This is a genomic window from Pseudohalioglobus sediminis, from assembly GCF_008370495.1.
GTDB lineage: Bacteria > Pseudomonadota > Gammaproteobacteria > Pseudomonadales > Halieaceae > Halioglobus.
Genome location: NZ_VTUX01000007.1, coordinates 200,051 through 219,583, shown reverse-complemented (window position 1 = coordinate 219,583; position 19,533 = coordinate 200,051). Strand labels below are relative to the sequence as shown.

17 protein-coding genes are annotated in these 19,533 nt (G+C 60.9%); 7 read left to right on the top strand and 10 right to left on the bottom strand.

The genetic code is table 11. The features are described from left to right. The gene (locus F0M18_RS14690; protein WP_149612206.1) at positions 1–561 is read left to right on the top strand and encodes a lipid-binding SYLF domain-containing protein; all 561 of its coding nucleotides are present in this window, start codon (positions 1–3) and stop codon (positions 559–561) included. Positions 562–583: 22 nt separating this feature from the next. Here the strand turns inward: F0M18_RS14690 and F0M18_RS14685 are convergent, their stop codons facing one another. Both F0M18_RS14685 and F0M18_RS19995 read right to left on the bottom strand, forming a co-directional pair. After that, on the bottom strand, positions 584–1,645 hold the full coding sequence (locus F0M18_RS14685; protein ID WP_149612205.1) for an MBL fold metallo-hydrolase: 1,062 nt from the start codon (positions 1,643–1,645) through the stop codon (positions 584–586). A gap of 122 nt (positions 1,646–1,767) precedes the next feature. Beyond that, the gene (locus tag F0M18_RS19995) at positions 1,768–2,325 is read right to left on the bottom strand and encodes an outer membrane beta-barrel protein (RefSeq protein WP_188109742.1); all 558 of its coding nucleotides are present in this window, start codon (positions 2,323–2,325) and stop codon (positions 1,768–1,770) included. Positions 2,326–2,481: 156 nt separating this feature from the next. Between F0M18_RS19995 and F0M18_RS14675 the strand changes: the two genes are divergently transcribed. Further along, on the top strand, positions 2,482–4,392 hold the full coding sequence (locus F0M18_RS14675; protein ID WP_188109741.1) for an AsmA family protein: 1,911 nt from the start codon (positions 2,482–2,484) through the stop codon (positions 4,390–4,392). Here the strand turns inward: F0M18_RS14675 and F0M18_RS14670 are convergent. The 4 genes from F0M18_RS14670 to F0M18_RS14655 form a co-directional block, all read right to left on the bottom strand. Then, the gene (locus F0M18_RS14670; protein WP_262500964.1) at positions 4,389–5,498 is read right to left on the bottom strand and encodes an ABC transporter permease; all 1,110 of its coding nucleotides are present in this window, start codon (positions 5,496–5,498) and stop codon (positions 4,389–4,391) included. The genes F0M18_RS14675 and F0M18_RS14670 overlap by 4 nt on opposite strands. Then, complete coding sequence (locus F0M18_RS14665; protein WP_188109740.1) at positions 5,495–6,421, bottom strand: ABC transporter ATP-binding protein; 927 nt, start codon at positions 6,419–6,421, stop codon at positions 5,495–5,497. Before F0M18_RS14665 ends, F0M18_RS14670 begins: the two co-directional genes overlap by 4 nt. Then, on the bottom strand, positions 6,414–7,355 hold the full coding sequence (locus F0M18_RS14660) for an HlyD family secretion protein (protein WP_188109739.1): 942 nt from the start codon (positions 7,353–7,355) through the stop codon (positions 6,414–6,416). The genes F0M18_RS14665 and F0M18_RS14660 overlap by 8 nt, the downstream gene beginning before the upstream one ends. Before the next feature lie 107 nt (positions 7,356–7,462). After that, positions 7,463–8,599: a citrate/2-methylcitrate synthase gene (locus F0M18_RS14655; RefSeq protein ID WP_149612202.1), complete on the bottom strand. Its 1,137-nt coding sequence runs from the start codon at positions 8,597–8,599 to the stop codon at positions 7,463–7,465. 96 nt (positions 8,600–8,695) lie between these two features. On the opposite strand from F0M18_RS14655, the gene F0M18_RS14650 reads away from it, so the two are divergent. From F0M18_RS14650 to F0M18_RS14635, 4 genes are all read left to right on the top strand, one after another. Then, the gene (locus tag F0M18_RS14650) at positions 8,696–9,583 is read left to right on the top strand and encodes a LysR family transcriptional regulator (protein ID WP_188109738.1); all 888 of its coding nucleotides are present in this window, start codon (positions 8,696–8,698) and stop codon (positions 9,581–9,583) included. Between the two features lie 27 nt (positions 9,584–9,610). Continuing rightward, on the top strand, positions 9,611–11,221 hold the full coding sequence (locus F0M18_RS14645; protein ID WP_149612200.1) for a glycerol-3-phosphate dehydrogenase/oxidase: 1,611 nt from the start codon (positions 9,611–9,613) through the stop codon (positions 11,219–11,221). A 124-nt stretch (positions 11,222–11,345) separates the two neighbouring features. Further along, complete coding sequence (locus tag F0M18_RS14640; RefSeq protein ID WP_188109737.1) at positions 11,346–12,356, top strand: phospholipase A; 1,011 nt, start codon at positions 11,346–11,348, stop codon at positions 12,354–12,356. Between the two features lie 197 nt (positions 12,357–12,553). Further along, positions 12,554–13,984: a M48 family metalloprotease gene (locus F0M18_RS14635; protein ID WP_149612198.1), complete on the top strand. Its 1,431-nt coding sequence runs from the start codon at positions 12,554–12,556 to the stop codon at positions 13,982–13,984. On the opposite strand, the gene F0M18_RS14630 is transcribed toward F0M18_RS14635, so the two are convergent. From F0M18_RS14630 to F0M18_RS14620, 3 genes are all read right to left on the bottom strand, one after another. After that, on the bottom strand, positions 13,985–14,548 hold the full coding sequence (locus F0M18_RS14630; RefSeq protein ID WP_149612197.1) for an NnrU family protein: 564 nt from the start codon (positions 14,546–14,548) through the stop codon (positions 13,985–13,987). 246 nt (positions 14,549–14,794) lie between these two features. Continuing rightward, a complete protein-coding gene (gntH, locus tag F0M18_RS14625; protein WP_223177990.1) occupies positions 14,795–16,240 on the bottom strand; it encodes a guanitoxin biosynthesis MBL fold metallo-hydrolase GntH in 1,446 nt (481 codons plus the stop codon). A gap of 30 nt (positions 16,241–16,270) precedes the next feature. Then, positions 16,271–16,783: a DUF3299 domain-containing protein gene (locus F0M18_RS14620; protein ID WP_149612196.1), complete on the bottom strand. Its 513-nt coding sequence runs from the start codon at positions 16,781–16,783 to the stop codon at positions 16,271–16,273. Positions 16,784–17,042: 259 nt separating this feature from the next. Here F0M18_RS14620 and F0M18_RS20195 point away from each other — a divergent pair, with 259 nt between their 5' ends. Beyond that, positions 17,043–17,327: an alpha/beta hydrolase family protein gene (locus F0M18_RS20195; RefSeq protein ID WP_149612398.1), complete on the top strand. Its 285-nt coding sequence runs from the start codon at positions 17,043–17,045 to the stop codon at positions 17,325–17,327. A 266-nt stretch (positions 17,328–17,593) separates the two neighbouring features. Here F0M18_RS20195 and F0M18_RS14610 read toward each other — a convergent pair whose 3' ends face one another. Next, on the bottom strand, positions 17,594–19,303 hold the full coding sequence (locus tag F0M18_RS14610; RefSeq protein ID WP_149612195.1) for a sulfatase-like hydrolase/transferase: 1,710 nt from the start codon (positions 19,301–19,303) through the stop codon (positions 17,594–17,596). Positions 19,304–19,533 lie beyond the last annotated feature (230 nt).

Genomic DNA, 19,533 nt, shown 5'->3' with positions numbered 1-19,533 from the left:
ATGATGAAAGTATTGCTGGGCAGTATATTGTCGTTGCTGCTGATAACGCTGTCACCGGGCGCGCTGGCGGATGACCTCGGGCAAGCGGATGTGGCAGCCACCCGCCAGGTGCTGGTTGATGCCAGGCTGCGGGCACTGGGCAACCTGTTCCGGCTGCAGCCGGAGGCGCAGAAGATCCTTGAAGAGGCGCGCGGCTATGCGCTCGTCGCCAGCACGGGGCTGGATTTCGGCCTGGTGTCCACGCGCGACGTGGCTGGCATCCTGCGTGATAACCAGACCGGCAGGGACGCGTTCTATCAATCGCTGCCGGGGCGCCGGGCGGATAATCTCGCTGCCGGCATAGAGTCCGCCATTATCGTGTTACAGACGGAACAGGCGTTTGCGCAGTTTCGCGAGGGTAACTGGGATGCGTCAGCGGCGCCGTCCGGGTGGGAAGTGAATGCGCAGGCCGCGGCGCCTGAAACCTCGGGCAGCCTGGTGTACCGGCTCGGGCCGCGAGGCACCGTCGACCCGGCCGTGCTCCCGGCCCTGGCGCTGCAGCTGGCGCCGGCGCTGAACTAGGGCGCGGCGGAACGCGCCCGTTTCAGCCGGCCGCGACCGGCAAGCCGAGCCGGTCCCACTGGATCATGCCTCCGGCCAGGTTGGCCGCCCTGTCCACGCCGGCTTTGATCAGTATCTGCGCGGCCATGGCAGAGCGCTTGCCTGACTGGCAAACCGTGACCACGGGTCGCTCCCGGGGCACCTCTTGCAGACGCTCGCGCAGCTGGTCGAGTGGAATAAGCAGTGCATCCTGCAGGTGCCCGAGTTCGCCTGCGTATTCTCCTTCGCTGCGCACGTCCAGCAGCAGCACGGCGTCGCGGTTGCGTGCCACCCATTCGGGCTGGATTTCGGGTATGCCGGCAAAGGACACTGTGACTGGCCCCCAGTCGGCCTCAGCGCTGGCCTGGTCGTCGTCGGGTTTGCCGCCCTTGAGGTTGGCCGGTACCGCGATATCGATCAGGCGCGGATGCGGCAGGTTCATATTCTGCATATAACCCACAAAATCCTCTTCCCGGGCTTCACCGCCGATGCGCGGGTTGAAGGTTTTCTCCTCCAGCACGGTGGACACAGTGCGGCCATCGTAATCGTGCCCCGGGTAGATAAGGCAATCATCCGGCAGGGTGAATATCTGTTCGCGGATGCTGCGCCACAGCAGGTGCGCATCCCCGGCCTGGAAGTCAGTGCGGCCGGCGCCGCGAATCAACAGGCAGTCGCCGGTGAAGGCCATATCGCGGTCGCCGGTGACAAAGGTCAGGCAGCCATCGGTATGCCCCGGGGTAGCGCGTACTTCGACGCGCAGGTCGCCAAAGGCCAGCTCGTCGCCCTGGTCGACGATGACATCCACATCCTCCACGCCCGCCTGGCACGACAGCACCGACCGGGCGCCCAGGTGCTGGCGCAATAGCCAGGCGCCGGTAACGTGGTCGGCGTGCACATGGGTATCCAGCGCATAGCGCACCTGCAGGTCCAGCTCGCGCAGCAGCGCTGCGTCGCGGGCGTGCTGCTCGAAAACAGAATCGATAACGATGGCTTCCCGGGTTCTCGGGCAGCCGAGGATATAGGTGTAGGTAGAGGACTCGGAATCAAACAGCTGGCGGAAGATCATGGGGTACCCCGGCTAATTTAGGATTAACTAATATAGCACGCGGCACAGGGAGAGCATTGATCCAAATCGCCTGGCGGGGTGTTTGCGCGCCCCGGTGATGCGGGGCGCGCGCAGGGCAGCACTCAGAAAGTAAAGCGCATGCCCAGGTTGATGGTGTCGATGGCTTCATCGGCATCGAAGCGAACATATTCCGCGTACAGGTCGATGCTGCCAAACACGTTCAGGGCGGCACCGGCGCCGTAGTAGAGATCAGTGCCGTCCGCGTCGATAAAGCGCGAGTCCACGTCCCACATGGCGGCACCTGCGCGGCCATAGACGTCGAGAATCCACAGAGGCACTGAGACAATGCCGCCGACTGTCCAGATCGAGGTGTCGAAGCCGATTTTCTGCCCGTTGGTCAGCTTGTCGGACTTGAATTCACCCAGGTCCCAGTAGGCGGCGTCGACGGCCAGCCATTTGTTGAAACGATAGCCGGCGCCGAGGTTGTAGCCCACCGCTTTGTCGTCGAACAGTGCCTCGAGACCATCTTCCAGGTCGAAGTCTTCCTCAATGGAAGCGTCCAGTTCCGCGTAGTTGACACCACCGGCAATAAAAAGGCCGGTCGCGTCGGCGTGGGCCAGGCCTGCGCCGAGGGTGCTGGCAGTGCTTACTAACATTGCAATCAGAAATTTTTTCAACATTGGGGGACTCCTTGCCGTTAAAGTAGCTGTTGTGTTTCTGGGGTGACATTTTAGTCCGTAAGAACAGGGAGTTGACGAGGCAAATATGGCAATAGTTACCTTGCATTCAATCCGCCGGGGCCTGCAGGCAACGTGGGTAGAGCGATGACCCGGCCCTTGTCTGTCAGCCTGAGGGTCCTGAAATGGCTGCTGCTTGCGGAGCTGCTCTACCTGTTGCTGGTCAATGCAGCGCTGCGCGTAGACTTCACCCAGGATGTGGTGAATAGCATTCGGCCCGACAAATTCCACGTCAGTTGGGATAGCGCCTGGAGCTGGTTTCCCTGGCGGGTGCATGCGCGCGGGATTCACGCCCACGGCCAAAGTTGGCGGCAGCAGTGGGAAGTGCGCGCAGAGGCGGCGTCAGGCGCGATCAGCCTGCTGCCGTTGCTTGCCAAGCGGGTGCATCTCAGCGCACTGGATGCTACCGATGTGACTTATCGGCAGCGGCCCCGACTGAGGGCGGATAAGGACTACACCGCAATCCGTGGCTATTTTCCGCCAATTGCTGACCGGGACATGCTGCCCGCCGATACCTCCCCCCGCAAGCACAGGCGGCCCTGGACCGTGCGCATCGACGATGGCCGCGTCAGCGGGCAGCTGAGCTACTGGATTTACAATCTCAGTGGCTCCGGCTCTGGCAAGGCGGTGGTCGATCTGGCCTACCGCAGCCGCGGTGGTCCCCTCAGCCTGGATGTGCGCGACATGGACCTGGACCTGCAGCCTGCGCTTCTGAATGGCGCCGAGGAACTGTTCCACGGCGGCAAAGTTGCCGGCAGCGTGGGCTTCGAGCCTTTCGTGCCGCGAGAGCACAAAGGCGTCAGCATGATGCCGTTCCTGTACGGCGACATCGAGGTCGACCTGCTGGCAGAGAGTCTGGGGTTTATCGGCCTGTTCACGGGTAACCTCAGTGAGCTGGTTGTCGATGGCGCCGGCAGGGTGCGCGGGCGCCTGCACTACAGTCTGGGTTATCTTCTCGAGGGAACCGACCTGTCGGTGAAGGCCACCGATCTCTCGGTAGCGATCAATGACATGCAGTTGCGGGGCCAGGGCGCGGTGGACCTGCGCAGCAGCGGGGTGGAGGTCACGCCACTGGCGCTGGATATTGCCTATGAGGCTTTGACAGTTACCCGTGATGCCGACGCGGCGCCTTTTCTCGAGGGTGACAGCCTGCAGCTGACGTTTACCGGCAGCAACTACATCGTTGTCGAAGCCGGCACTGACGCCAATGCCCTGTTGCACGATGATAGCTATAAGCGGCGGCGCCAGCACAGCACGCTGCAGCTGCTGATTGATGATGCTTCCCTCGTCGACGTCACCGTGCTCAACGATTACCTGCCCGAGACCGCCGGGGTAAAACTGACGGGCGGGACGGCGCAGCTGCAGGCAGATGTGTTTGCCGGCCTCCAGAATATGGAGGGTGGATTGCAGCTGGATGGAGAGGGCCTGGCCCTGCAGGTAGAAGGCCAGGACCTGCGCGCGGATCTCGCCGTTGACCTGGTGCTGTCCGGCGGGGCGCCGGGGGAACTGAAACTGGCGCTGGATGGTTCGAGGATAACCCTGGACGAGGTCCGCGTGGTTGGCGCAGAGCAGACTTTCGAGGATCAATTATGGGCGGCGCAGGTGCATTTCAGCGAGGCGCGGGCGCACCTGGGGCAGCCGCTGCACCTGCGGGCGGAGACTGACCTGCGTGTCAGTGATACCCGTCCTTTGGTGACCCTGTTCAATAACCAGCGCAGGTCACCGGGCTGGCTGTCCCGCATGTTGACCGTCACCGATATCGAGGGTGCTGCCAGCCTGGAGCTGGACGGCCAGCACCTGCGCATCGTTGACGCCAGGATGTTGGGGGATAAGGCGGAAATTGCAGCCAGGGCCGGATTTTATCCCGGTGGGCGGGAAGGCATGATCTATGCGCGCTACAACAAACTCGATGCGGTACTGAAGCTGGAGGGCGAGGACAGCAATATTGACCTGTTGCGCGCCCGGGAAAAGTTCGAAACCTATCAGCTGGCGCCTGCGGCTGCGCCCTAATCGAGGGTTTTACGGAAGCGCAGCGTGGCGATCAGCAGCATCAGCACGGTAAAACCGGCCAGCCAGAGCAGGTCGGGTAGCAGTTGTTCCACCTCCGCACCGCGCAGGTACACACCGCGGATCAGGCGGATGAAATGCGTTGCCGGCAGCACCTCGGCGATGTACTGGGCCGGCAGCGGCATGGCATCGTAGGGGAACATGAAGCCGCTCAGCAGTATCGAGGGCATGAGGATAAATACGGTCATCTGCATGGCCTGCATCTGCGTCCTCGCCACCGTGGAGATGAGCAGGCCCAGGGTCAGGCTGGCGGCGATAAAGGCCAGGGTGATGACGACCAGGTCTGTGAACTGGCCATTGAACGGCACCGCAAACACCAGCCGGCCCAGCCCGAGGATGATCGTGATCTGTATGATGCCGACAAAAATATACGGGATCAGTTTCCCGATCATCAGCTCCAGGGGATAGATCGGGGTGGTGATGAGCAGTTCCATGTTGCCGCGCTCACGTTCCCTGACCAGCGCCGCAGAGGTGAACAGGATCATGGTCATGGTCAGGATCACCGCGGTGAGTCCCGGCACGATATTGACCTCGGAGCGGCGCTCCGGGTTGAAGAACAGGGCCACTTCAAAGGTGGTACCGGCAGGCCTGTACGCGCCCTGCGGTGTGCCGGCCTCGATTTGCAACGGCATGCTGCGCAGCCCCAGCAGGGCGGAGCCGACCATGGTGTCGGAGCCGTCGACTATCCACTGTCCCGCGGTGTCACCCGCTACCAGTCGCTGGGTGAGGTCATGGGGCAACACCAGCGCCGCGCGAATAGTGCCGGCGACAACCGCGGCCTCCGCCTCTGCCGGCGTATCGTAGATCGCCACGATATCCACAACCTGTGTTACCCGCACCTGCTCGGTGATAACCCTGGCCGCCGCGCTGCCGCTCAGGTCGACAATCGCCACCGGTATGTCGCGCACCATGGTGTTGATGGCATAGCCGAACAGCAGCAACTGGATCAGCGGAATCATCACCACCATGCCGAAGGTTACCCGGTCGCGCGACAGCTGCCGCAACTCCTTGTCGGCCACCGCCATGATGCGCCTGGCACTGCCGGTCACGGTGCAGCGTCCTGCGTGCTGGCAACGAAGACGTCTTCCAGGCTGGGGCGGGCCAGCACCATTTCCAGGTCCGCATCTGCCAGGCTATTGCGCAGGATGTCGATGGCAGAGCCCGCGCTCTGTGCATTCATCAGCACACGCAGTTGCATGCCCTGCTGCGCCGCCGATTCAACCTCGGGTATTTGCAGTGCGCGCGATTTGACCTGGCGAAGATTGTGGCCGCGCACCTCCACCACCCGCCTGTCCAGCTCCGCCATGAGTTGCGCGGGCGAACCCTGTCTGCGCAGGCGCCCGGTATCCAGGATCGCGAGCTGGTGACAGCGTTCGGCTTCGTCCATGTAATGTGTGGAAACCAGGATGGTTTTGCCCTCGTCCACCAGGTCGAAAAGCTTTTCCCAGAAATCGCGCCTGTTTTCAGGGTCAACTGCGGATGTGGGCTCGTCCAGGAACAGCAGGTCCGGAGAGTGCAGGGTGGCGGCGGCCAGAGCCAGCCGTTGCCGCTGGCCGCCGCTCATGTCCGCGGCGCGTCGCGCGCGCATGCCGCGCAGGGTGTAGCGGTCCAGCAGTTCTTCGATGCGCCGCCCGCCCTGGTAGCGTGGCAGGCCATGTATCCGGGCAAGGAAGCCCAGGTTTTCCTCCACGCTCAGGTCGTCGTACAGGGAGAACGCCTGGGTCATGTAGCCAATGCGGCGGCGCAGCCGTTCGGCGTCGCCGGGAATATCCAGCTCCAGTACCCGGACACTGCCCGCAGATGGGGTGAGTAGCCCGCAGAGCATGCGGATTGCCGTGGTCTTGCCTGACCCATTGGGCCCCAGGAAGCCATAGATCTCCCTGGCCTGGATGTCCAGGTCGATATTGTCTACCGCGACCAGTTCACCAAAGCGCTTGCTCAGGCCGCGGGTCAGGATCGCCGGCTCATTCATCGCCCAGCAGCACCTGCGCAGGCACCCCGGTAGGCAGGGAGTCCCCGTCCTCGATATCGAATTCGGCCATATACACAAGGCGGGCACGGTCACTGGCATTGAGGGCGTAATAGGGCGTGAACGCGGGTTCATTGGCAATCCAGCGCAGGCGCCCGGGGAGGGGGTCGTCGAGTCCGTCCACGTGCACGGGGTACACGTCGCCCACGTGCAGCCGGGCCCGCCACGGCTCGGGCACATACACCCGTGCGTAGGGATGGCTGCCGGCAAGCATGATGGCGAGTGTGGCGCCGGGGCTGACGCGCTCGCCCACATTCCAGGGCAGGCTGTCCAGGTATGCATCGCGCGTTGCCTTGACGCTCAGCTCGGAGAGCATGTGCTGTTCCAGCGCCAGTTGTGCTTCTGCCGCCTGTAGTGCAGCGGCGCCGGCATCCAGTTGCTCCTGCCGCGTACCGTTGGTCAGGCGCAATAATTCCTCTTGCGCCGACTCCAGGTTGGCCTCGGCGGCATCGCGCCCGGCCAGGGCTTTGTCCAGTTGTGCCTGCGCTGCCAGCCGCTGCCGGACCAGTGAAGTGGCCCGTGCATAGCTTGCCCTTGCTTCTACCAGGGCAGCCCTGGCGCCGGCGACGCGGGCACTGGCCGCGGCAATGTCCTCGGGCCTGGCGCCGTTGCGCAGTTCTTCCAGTTGCGCGGCGGCGCGCCCGACTTCGGCCCGGGCCCTGGCGACGATGGCCTGTTGCCGGGTTGCATCCAGCTGCACCAGCAAGGTGCCGGCGACGACAAAGGTGCCTTCTGGTATGGGTTGGGAGACCACGATTTCGTTGGCGGTGGCCTTGAGGACGATGCGGTCACGCTCAAGCGTGCCCAGTGCCTGGTTGGCGGAGGGATCGCCACAGGCTGCGAGCAGCGTCAGCAGCAGTGGAAGGATCAGGCGCATAACAGGTCCTGCAACAAGAGCGTTGTGAACGTTATACGGGGACCGGCCTGCGCATGCAATCGGGGAGCTCACTCGGCGCAGCCCCCGGGCCGCGCCGGTGGGTGCGCTCAGGCTGCGGACTGGTCCCGGGCCGCAGTGGGTTTGCCGGTGTAGGCCGCGCGGGGGCGAATCAGGCAATTGTCCTGGCGGAACTCGAGGAAGTGCGCCACGTAGCCGAAGACGCGCGCCATGGCGAACATCGCGGTGAAATAGTGTGTCGGGATGCCCAGGCTGTGGAATACCGCACCTTTGTAGAACTCGACATTGGCCCAGATCTCCTTGCCACGACTGCCGAACTCTTTCTGGCAGGCGGCTTCGACTGCCACCAGGGTGTCCAGCAGGTTTTTGCTCTCGGGGTCGGTGCACAGTTCCATGGCCATCGGCTTGAGGATTTTTGCGCGTGGGTCAACGGTGCGATATTCCCGGTGGCCCATGCCCATGATTTTTACCTTGTTTGCCAGGCATTCCTGCACGTAGGCCTCGGCTTTCTCCGGGCTGCCGATTTCCATGGCCATTTCCAGGGCTGCCTGGTCGGCACCGCCGTGAAGGCGCCCGAACAAGGTGCCGATGGACGCAGAGATGGAGGATTGCACCGGGGCCAGGGTGCTGGCACAAACCCGCCCGGCAAAGGTGCCGGCATTGAAGCTGTGCTCCATCTGCAGGATCTGCGCGGCGTCCAGCATGCGCACCTGCTCGCGGCTGGGCGCCTTGCCGTGGAACATGGTGAGGAAGTTGTCGTGGCGCAGCTTACCTGCGGTGGGGTGCAGGATGACCTTGTTCTGGCTGAGCCGGTAGTGGGCGGCGATCAGCGCGGAAATCTTGGCGGCGATAAACAGGCCGTGCTCGGCATCCAGACCCTTGCCCAGCGTCTCCTCCTCCGGCATCTGCAGCAGCGGCACCACGCCCTGCAACATCAGCATGGGGTGCAGGTCGCGCGGCACATGTCCCAGCAGGTCCTGCTCGGGGTGAGTCAGCCTCGCGTGGTCGCACATGAAGGTGCGCAGATTGCGTTTTTCGGCCTCCGTGGGCCAGTCCCCGAATATCACCAGCCAGGCAACGTGCAGGAATGGCGTGCCGATAAGGTCATTGATGTCGATACCGCGGTAGCTGAGCAGGCCACTGTCTCCCTGTACGTCGGAAATAGCGGTTTCGCCTACGACGACCCCGGCGAGGTCAGCGGAAAATAGGGAGGAGTTCTCGGACATGGGTTGGGACTCTCGAAAATGGTAATTTTTCACAGTATAGCGACGAAAATGATCAGGTGGGTTAATGTTACTTATCAATGTATTAGCGGGCCTTATATGCGCTTTGAAAACAGTGAGTTACGGGCATTTCGCGCCGTCATCGAGGAAGGCGGCTTCCGGCGCGCGGCGGAGTCCCTGCATATCAGCCAGTCGGCGGTCAGCCAGGCGGTTGCCGGGCTGGAGAACAAACTCGGTACCCCCCTGATCCGCCGCGGCAAGGATTTACGCCTGACGGATGCCGGCCGTCGCCTGTTCGACCATGCCTTCGAGGTACTCACCGGCGAGCAGCAGACCCTGGAAGATATTGCCCAGCTGCGCCAGGGGCAGTCCGAAACCCTGAGCCTGGCCCTCAGCGCGTCCATCAACCGGTTCCATGCGCCCGGCTTGACCAGCGCCTACTACCGCGAATACCCGCAGGTGCGCATGCAGGTGATGGAAATGCCGGCGCGCAATATCATTTACGCGGTGCTGGCCGGCAATGTGGAGCTGGGTTTCGGGCCTTTCCAGAAAGACATGCAGGCCTTTGCCACGGTGCCGTTGTACACCGACTCCAGGCACCTCGTGGTCAGCCCGGGCCACCCCCGTTTCGAAGAGATGAAACAGGGTGATGCCGACGCGCTGAAGCAGACGCCCCTGATAACCTCGGCCCTGGACAACCCGGACCTGCGCCCTTCAATACAGCGCCTGCGCGACCAGTTCAGTACGGTATGGGAAGTCAGCAGCCTGCAGCTGCGCATTCATATGGTGCGCGAGGGCATGGGTGTGGCCTTTATCGACCGGCGCTTGCTTGAGGAGCACCCGGATTGCGCAGCGTTTCATATCATTGACGATGTCTCCTTTGGCTCGATAGACAAGCAGGTTGGCATCTACTACCGCGCGGGCAAGCAATTGAGCCGGGCTGCCACGCGCTTCGTTGCGCTTTGCGAGTCACACTGGAACTTGTAGAGTGTGCGCTGCGAGGGGGAGGGATTCATGGCAGTCAGCTTGCGCAATACCAATCTGGAAAAGCTTGGCGAGCAGGTCTATGACGTGCTCATTGTCGGTGGTGGCATCAACGGTGCCGTCTCTGCCGCGGCGCTGGCAGGGCGCGGGGTCAAGGTCGCGCTGATTGAGCGCGAGGACTTTGCCAGTGGCGTCAGTTCCAGTTCTTCCAACCTGGCCTGGGGCGGTATCAAATACCTCGAGAGCCATGAGTACCTGCTGGTCAACAAGCTGTGCAAGTCCCGCAATGAACTGATGCGGGCGTACCCGTCCACGGTGAAAGAGATACGTTTTTTCACCACCATCCAGCGCGGTTTCCGGTTTCCTGCGTTTTTCGTCTACCTCGGCGCGGTACTCTACTGGATCATGGGCCGTTTCCAGACCCGGCCGCCGCGCTATTTCAGCGGTCGCCAGCTGGAGCGCATGGAGCCCGTGGTCAATACCGCCAACGCTGCCGGCGGGCTGGAATATTCGGACTGTTATCTGTACGACAACGACGCGCGCTTCGTTTTCAATTTCATCCGCACTGCGCTCAACTACGGCTGCATTGCGGCCAACTACGTGGAATCCGTAGACAACCGGCGCGTCGGGGAGCTGTGGTATACCAACGCACGGGATACCATCAGCGGTAACACCCTGCAGATTCGCTCCCGGGTCGTGGTCAACGCCTGTGGCCCCTATGCCGACCAGCACAACCAGATAAGCGGTGAGCGTACTCGCCACCATCACCTGCTCTCGAAGGGCATTCACCTTATCGTTGACAGGGTGACCGATAACCAGCGCGTGCTGACGTTTTTTGCCAGCGATGGGCGCCTGTTCTTCCTTATCCCGATGGGACCGAAGACCTGTATCGGCACCACGGACACCCAGGTGTCGGACCCGGACGTGGGCGTGACCGATGAGGATCGCCAGTTCGTGCTGGACAACGTCAACGCGCTGCTCGACCTGGACAAACCGTTGACCATGGACGACGTGGTGGCGGAGCGGGTCGGCGTGCGCCCCCTGGCCACGGAAGATATGTCAGGCGAGGCAGACTGGGTGCAGTTGTCGCGCAAGCATGTCATCGAACAAAGCGAGCTGCACCGGCACCTCACCATTTTTGGCGGCAAGCTGACGGACTGCCTCAACGTGGGTGACGAGGTCGTGGACAAAGTGGCGGCCATGGGGGTCATCGTCCCCTATCCGAAAAATGTCTGGTACGGGGAGCCCTCTGCCGAGGAGCGCGCCGAGTTCATGCTGCAGGCGAAGCTGATGAACCTGGACAGCCTGACCGACCCCAGTTCCTCGGAGCCCCTGTCGGAGCGTTTCTGGCGTCGCTATGGTACCGCGGCTTTTGGCTTGCTGGAGCGAATCCGTGAAGACGAGACCTGTGCCAGCCTGTTGATTGAGAATGCCGAGTACACGCGCTGTGAAATCGAACTGGCGGGTCGTCGCGAGATGATCGTCAAGCTGGAGGATTTCATGCGTCGACGCTCCAAGATCGAACAGGTGGTTCGGCGTCGAGACATCGAGCATGCTCCCGGGCTGGAGGAAGCCTGCGCTATCCTGTTCGGTGACCAGGCGCAGCAGCGCCTGGCCGAGTATCTGCGTGGCGGGGTGTGAAGCGCTTACCGTCGCTTGCCGTGCGCGGTGAGCAGGGTGATATTCCCGCCACCGTTGGCTGATCCGCTTGGGCGCGCGCCGCTGTAGGCGTATGATTGCGCTTTCGTTTGCCGAGACTCCGAATATGAAATCAGTGTATGGCCCGTTTGCTGCGCTTGGCCTGTTGTTTGTCATTCATCCCGCCGCCGCAGCCACGCTTGCAGAGTGCGCGCTGATAGAGGATGACCTGCAGCGCCTGGCCTGCTATGACACGCTGGCCATTGAGCAGAAGGCTGAACAATTATCCGCGGACGAGCCCGCAGCCCCTGCCGCCGCACTGCCTGCGCCGCCTGAGGAAGACGAACTGTTCGCCGCCCGCCTGGACGCCGAGGAAAAACTGGCAGAGAACCCCTGGATTGTGACACCGCACCGGCGCAACTACCTGTTGCCGGTCACCTACAACTCCAATATCAACGAGGAGGCGTGGACGGACCTGTACCCCGACGCGGAGATGGACGATGTGGAGGCCAAGTTCCAGATCAGTTTCAAGGCTATCATCTGGCGCGATATCCTCGGTAAGGGCACCAACCTGTGGGGGGCCTACACGCAGGAGAACTGGTGGCAGGTCTACAACTCCGAGGAATCGGCACCGTTCCGGGAGACCAACTACCAGCCGGAAGCGATCCTGGCTTTTGACAACGACTGGGAAATATTCGGCTTTAACAACACCATGCTGGGCCTGAGCCTGACGCACCAGTCCAACGGTCGCGGCGAGCTACTCTCACGCAGCTGGAACCGTATTATCGGCAGCGCTTCCTTTGAGCGCGATAATATCCTGATTACCGGTCGGGCCTGGTATCGCCTGCCGGAAGATGAGGAAGACGATGACAACCCGCGTATGTACCACTACATGGGTTACGGTGATCTGCAGGGTGTGTGGAAGTGGCATGAACACCAGTTCGGCTTCACTCTGCGCAATAACCTGAATAGCGAAAACAAGGGCGCTATCCAGCTGGACTGGACTTTTCCCCTGCCCAATACCAAACGTTTCCGCGGCTACGTGCAGTATTTCAACGGCTACGGTGAAAGCCTGATCGATTATGATGAAACCACCAATCGCATCGGCATTGGCTTCACCATGACCGACCTGCTGTAACCCGGTGACACCAGCACCCGCAGGAGCCGCCACAGCCGCGAGCCTTATCGATTATGACCAAACCACCATCGCATCGGCATCGGCTTCACCATGACGGCCCCGCTGTAACCCGATGTCACGAGCCCCTGTAGGAGCGGCCACAGCTGCGAGCGGGTGCTGGTGTTGAAATCAAGCAATGCAAAGAGAGTAACCTGACCATGTCCCGCGTTTTCTTCATCGCCCTATGCCTGCTGGGCTTCGCCATGCCCACTCACGCCCAGCAGCAGGGCCTGCCAGACTTTGGTGAGGGTAATGCCGTACCGCTGTCGCAGGAGTACCTGATGGGGCGCGCCTGGCTGATGCAGTTTCGCCGGCAGGCGCCACTGGTCAGCGATCCGCAGCTGCAGGATTATATTGAAAGTCTGGTGTACCGCCTGGCCGAGACCAGCCAGCTGCGCGAGCGGCGCCTCGAAATCGTGCTGGTAAACAATAAGACTATCAACGCCTTCGCCGTGCCCGGCGGGGTAGTGGGTGTGCATACCGGTTTGATTTTATCGGCGGAGAATGAGTCCCAGTTAGCCTCGGTGCTGGGTCACGAACTGGCGCACCTGAGCCAGCGCCACTTTTCTCGCGGGATGGAGAACGCCCAGCGCTCGCAGAAGATGGCCATGGTTGGCCTGCTCACCGGCCTGGTGGCCGCCGCGGCCGGCGCCGGCGACGCCGGTATGGCCGCCATGGCGGGTTCCCAGGCCGCGGCGCAGGATGCCTCGTTGCGTTACAGTCGCCAGCATGAACAGGAGGCGGACAGGATTGGTATGCAGAACCTGGTAGCGGCAGGCCTGGATCCCCACGGCTCTGCCGGCATGTTCGAAATCATGCAGGCGCAATCGCGCGTTTACGGTTCGCGGCCTCCCGAGTTCCTGCTCACCCACCCACTGACTGAAAAGCGTATTGCCGATGCCCGCAACAGGGCGGCCCAGTATCCCCGGCGCATGTACCAGGACAACCCCGAATTCCAGCTGATGCGAGCGCGCGCCGATTTGAGTTTCATTGATGATTCTGCCGAGGCGGTGAGTCACTTCCGCAAGTTGCGCAAGGAGAGCCACGGCGCCCAGGCCGTTGCCGCCCAGTATGGCCTGGTGCTGGCGCTAACTGAAAACGGCGAATACGAAGAGGCCCGCGCGCTGTTGCAACCCATGCGCGAGTTCAAACCCGACAACCTGGCGTATGCCCTGGCGGAAACCGAAATCGACCTTGAGCAGGAGCGTTATGACGAGGCGATCAGGAAGCTGCGGCGCGGCCTGGAAATCATGCCCGGCAACCATCCGGTGACTATCCAGCTGGGCAAGACCTATTTCAAGGCCGGCCGCTACACCGAGGCGGACAAACTGTTGAAGGAGCACGCCCGCCGCAAGCCTACCAATGCCACACTGTGGTACTGGCTGGCCGAAATCCAGGGCCTGGCAGGCGATCGGCTGGGGCTGCATCAATCCCGCGCGGAGTATTTCTTCCTCAATGGCGCCATGCAGCCCGCCATGGAACAGCTCACCCTGGCCGTCAAGCTGGCCAAGGACGAGGTGACCGTGGAGCGTATCGAGCAGCGCATGGCTTTTTTCCAGGCGGTGGGCAAGGCGCTGGGGCAGTTCTGATCAACGAATCGCGACGCCAGCCAGCCACGGGTGCGCGAAAACCACCGCCACGAATACCACCAGGCTGATGGCGAGCAGCTTTGCTTCCTGCGCCATACCGGGTACTTCCGGTTTCACCCACGCGCCATCGCGGCGGTTGATCAGTACGATCTCCAGCAGGGCCCAGATACCCATGCCGCCAAATAACACCAGCGAGCGACTGTCACCGTTCATCATCAGGTGGGCTCCCGCCCAGATCAGCACCCCGGTCAGCTGCGGATGGCGCAGGACCTGCTTGATGCGCGTGGCCATGCCCGATGCCACGAACAGGATGAAGGCCACCAGTACCAGCAGCATACCGAGGTGGCGGGTCCACAGCGGCAGCGTGTACAGGTAGGTGGGTTGGTCGATACTGCGCCAGCCGAACACCATCATCAGGATGGCGGCGATCAGCAGCAGGGAAAACAGGCCCTTGTAGCCATTCTCTCCCAGCTTGCCGAGCAGTGACTGCCTGAGCGCCTGGGCGATGGCGGGGACGAGGTGGACGATTGACCACAACAGTACACCTGCAATAAGTAGAGCCATGTTTGTCGTCTCTCGCCGTGGGTTCCCAAACAGTCTAGTCCCTAAACCCACCTGTCACCAGACGGATACACCGCAGGCGCGGCCACAGCCGCGAGCTGGTCCAGGTCGCGGGTCAGAGAATCTTACCCAGTATCGACCGTTCTATGGTCGCGCCAGGTTTCAGCGATGCTGCCTGCCTGGATCAGGGGCGCGAAGGGCAGGCGTGAAAAAGGGCCCCGCAGGGCCCTCTGTCAGCTCTGAAAAAAACTACTTGTTCATTTCTTCCAGCGCCTTGCGGTTTTTCTGGGTGAATTCCCAGTGTCCACCCATGCTCTTGCGCAGGTTTTCCGGCAGGGCCTCTACAGGTGCCACGATATCGGTCTCAGCCGGCCACTCCTCAAGCAACTCGGGCTTGTAGCCTTTCGGGTAGTACTTGTCGGGATCGATCTGCTGTTCGCGCACCCAGGCATTCTGGATCTTGCTGCGATCTGTGGGCGGCATCGGCACAATCAACTGGCCGTTGGTGAAATCCTGCTGCGGCGCGCGCTGGTTGGGGAAGTCCGGCAGGATGCCCTCGCGTACCCAGATCTGGTCGGTGGTGACGTTCACCACGATGCCGTCCGGGGCGCCGAAGTGGTAGGGGCCGTCCCAGTGATGGCGTACCTCAGCTACCGTCTCCTCGTTGAGCCAGGGGTCAAAGGTCATGTGCGTGGTCATCAGCATACGCGGCTTGATCTTGTCGGCAAGATAACCAACGGCATAGCCCGGAGTGTGGTGGGTATCGATGGTGTAGCGGGCCAGGAACGGTGGCACGCCCTGCACGCCGGAGTTGATTTCCACTACTTCCTGCTGCAGCTCGGTAACGTAAACATCGCAGCCCTTGGCGTACTTGATGTCCAGCTCACTGGGGCGGCCGTCACCGGTCCAGACGAAGCAAAGGGATTCCTCGTCGTTGATCTGCCAGTCGAGGCGATAGGCAGAGGCCCCGTCCTTGGCATGGGAGCGCTGCCAGTGAATAACCTTGACGCCGTTCTGCTCATAGACAGTGCCGCCGTTGTCGGCGAAATCGAACTCCTTCACCTGGATATCCCAGCCTTTGCCGACGGGGAACACGCTGAAGGCGTCACGGTGCCAGGCGGTCATCTGTCTCATGCCTTCAACCATGGCCCTGGTGCCGAACTCGGGGGTACGCCCGGAGGGGCCGTGTACGGTAATGGGCTTGTGCCAGCCGCCGGACCAGGTGCCGAACATCCACACATAGGGCAGGGAGCCATAGTGATCCACGTGCAGGTGGGTGATGAAGATGTTATTCATCTGGTTAAGGGCGACGCGCGCGGCGGTGTAGTTGGCAACAGACCCTTCGCCAATGTCGAAAATAAAGTTATCGCCGTTGCCTAGCTCAACAAAAATTGAGGTGTTCATCTGTCCAGGACGAATAGTGGGCGAAGTTCCCATGAAAGTAATGCGCATCTCGTGCGGCTGGACTTCCTCGGTGCCGGGGAACCAGTTTGCTGCGCTGGTCAGCCAGGGGTGCGGGCTGATGCCCTCAAACAGCAGGCCCTCTTTCCAGCGACCCATGGGCACGCCGCCGCTGAGGGCCTTCTGGATGGCTTCCGGCGAGGATGGCTCCTGTACCGCGGGCGGTTCGGCAGCAACCTGCATCGAGCCGGCCAAGAGCATGGATGCCAGGGTGGCTTTTAGTGTTGTTTTCACTTTGATTCTCCTGTCTATCAAGGTGTGAGCTTAATACTCGTACTCGGTGGTGACGCCGTCGGCTATGCGGTAAGCGACGGGCCCCTCGTCAGTGAAGACCGATTGCACCGTCATGGTGCCGATTACCCACAACGGGGTCATCGGGTTTTCTACACGCAGAGGCTCCAGCAGCTTCACGTAGACCATCTGGTTGACGTCCAGGTGAGCGTGATGCTGGGTGTGATGCGGCAGCAGTGGCACCAGAATAAATTCAGAGACCTGGTTCTCTGCAAAGACCACCGGTTTCATAAATCCCGGCAGGGCCACCAGTTGTTGATCAAGTGAGGCCACCGCAGCTGCTGGATCGACCGGGGTTGCCCGGGCCTCGTTATGGGCCCTGGGTATGACCGGTGGCTCCCAGTCCTCTGGCACCAGCTCTTCCCAGGCCAGCACGCGATACTGTGCTTCCGGGAGGTTGTCGGCTGCTGCGGCTGTATGACCGTAAAAGTTGCCGACCAACACTACGATCAGGAGTGTAAGAAATGGCGTCGGATGCTGAATCATGACTAACGACCTGCTTGACTCCCCGCAAGCCTAGGTGATCTCGCCTCACGCGGCCACCGCGCTGGGCTATAATGCGGTGCAGATATCAATATTGCGCAAAAAAGGTTTTCAGCTTGGGTGAGTCAGCGACGAACGGCTGTTTGATCAGAGCCGAATTCCGCCTCTTTGAAGAGCTGGCGGCCCAGGCTGTGGGCTGGGAACTCGACTTCTGCCAGTTCAGTCGGGCCACTGCGCCATTTTTTCTTGAGCAGGTTGCCGGATCGTCGGTGGTGATCAGCCGCGCTGTGCTGCCAGCCCGTTTTTACCAGCGCGGTGCGGTTGCGCCAGGCTACCGCACGGTTTCGCTGCTGGCCTCTGGTTCCGGAATGATCAGCGCGCCCCGATTGAGCACGCCCGGGCACTGGAAGCCGCCCTCGAGCAATCCGGAGTCGATGTGCACAGCCAATACTACGAGCGCGGAGGCCACGGTTATTGTCTAGAGTCAGCCAATAACGAGCTTTACCGTGAATTGTTAAGCTTCCTTGAGCAACATCTAAAAGAATGAGCGTCACGCTCGTCAACGCTCACATCGCCAGTGGGTACTGACAAATGAATTTATTCAGACCAAGCGAATCTGCCGCTCAGGTTCAAACCACTGCTCTACTCCATTCTCCAAACGCACTCACGCTCAGATCACGATAGGGGAAGCTGGGGGCAGGACACGATTAACCAACCGGGGTCTGTCCCCGTTTTTTTACGCATCTACTTATTCGATGTGCAGGCAAAAAAAGCCCCCGCCATGGCGAGGGCCCTTAGACCATAGATGCGGTATTACTCGCTCAGACCCCAGCCACGGTCCACATTGTCCCATTCCGGCAAATTCTGGATAACGTCTTTCGGATCGAAAGGCGCATCGCCAGAGAGAACCCTGCCTTTGCTAGCTTCAATAGTTTCAGGCCGCGCATTCTCGATGCCTTTCAGTGGGAAGTCGCGGTTCTGGCCCTTGTCGGGGTACTTCTCTTTCATTAGCAGGTGACGGACCTTCATGATATTGAACATACTCTTGGCCGGGAACATGGGCAGCAGTTGGCCACTAGCTTCCCTGGGGTCACTGTAGAGGTCGTAAAACTCAGGACCGGACAGACCCGGCTTTGCACCGGTCCAATGCTTCTTGTAACGCCCTTTTACGGTGGCCGCCAATACAGGACCCGTGTAGATATGCACATAGTCCCGGCGGCTCTGCGTATCGCCTTCCAGGAGCAGCGCCGTCTGGTTTACACCATCGATAATACGGTCTCGCGGGATATGCTTGGTAGCGCCGCCCAGGGTAGCGAAGGTAGTGAACAGGTCGGTCTCGTGAATGATATCGCCTATGATCTGACCAGGTTCGATAACCCCCGGCCAGTAAGCAATAGCGGGGACGCGCACTCCACCCTCTGTGTAGTCGCCCTTGCCACCGGTGTATAGCGTTTCCACCATTCCCGGTGGGCCATTATGCGTCATGGGGCCATTGTCAGCCATCAGAATGACAAGGGTGTTGTCGTCAATCTCGAGTGCTTCCAGTTCCTTGATCAACTTGCCGACCCTGACATCCATGCGGGCCAGCGCTTCCTGCAACAAACCACCGCCGGCTGTCACGCGGTCGGGAAACCCCATGAAGGAGGTTAACTGGGGCCACAGTGCGACAAAGAAAGGCTTGTCACTTTTTGCGTTCTTGCGCACAAACTCCGACGCGCGCTTCCAGAACTCGTCCTCCAAAGCCACGTAATCATCGTGGTTAGGTGGTGTACCCACTTCGCGAACCGGGCCTCCCTTCTTGCCTTCCAAAGCCCAGACATAACCATCGGGCCTCCAGCCGTTATCGATGTCATAGGGGTCTTCACCAAACATTTCAGGAAACATGACGGCCGCTGACAAGGCGCCGATCTGCGCGCGGGGTACATACAAGCTGGGTACCTGGTTGTAGGGGGTCCACAACGCTTCATCAAAGCCCTGATTATTCAGGTAGCTGGACTCCACATCTCCCAAATGAGACTTGCCATAAAAGGCCGTGGCATAGCCTGCTTCGCTCAGCACCTCTGCAATGGTTACTTCCTCGGCAGCCAGTCCGCCATATTCATAGGGAAAACCCACGTTATACATGCCGTTGCGTTTGGCGTGACGGCCGGTCATCACCGCCGCCCGACTCGGTGTACATGAGGGCTCAGTGTACATGCGCATAAAATTTATGCCGTCGGCGGCCAACTGGTTCATGTTGGGCGTTTCCCAGCCACGTACTTTTTGGATGGCCGGAATTCCTATCTCGCCGACCGGGGTATCGTCCCACATAATGTGAATGATATTCGGTCGCTTACCGTGCTTCTTTTCCAGCTCGACAAGCTTCTGGTCCAGCGTTTTATCCTGCGCCGCCCACTTGTCCTTGTACTGTGCCAGCAGCACATAGTGCTCGGCGTCGTGAACAATGTCCTTGGCGTTAGACACCAATGAACCGGCAGCCAGGGCCACTGAGGCTACCGTCGTTAAAAATGATCTTATCTTCACCTTATAATCTCCTTTAGGAATTACTGGCTGGCGCTCTGGTGGTAACCCACTTTGCTCAAATACGCACCAGATGCTGCCAAGTAAATTTCCCGAAATTTCCAGTATCGGACACAAACACCCAAAACCGGTTTGATAGAACCGGCCAAGGCCACCAACATCAAAAGCTGAGTCATAAATACTGTTTGATTCCCCGCAAGCCTAGGTGATCTCGCCTCACTCGGCCACCGCGC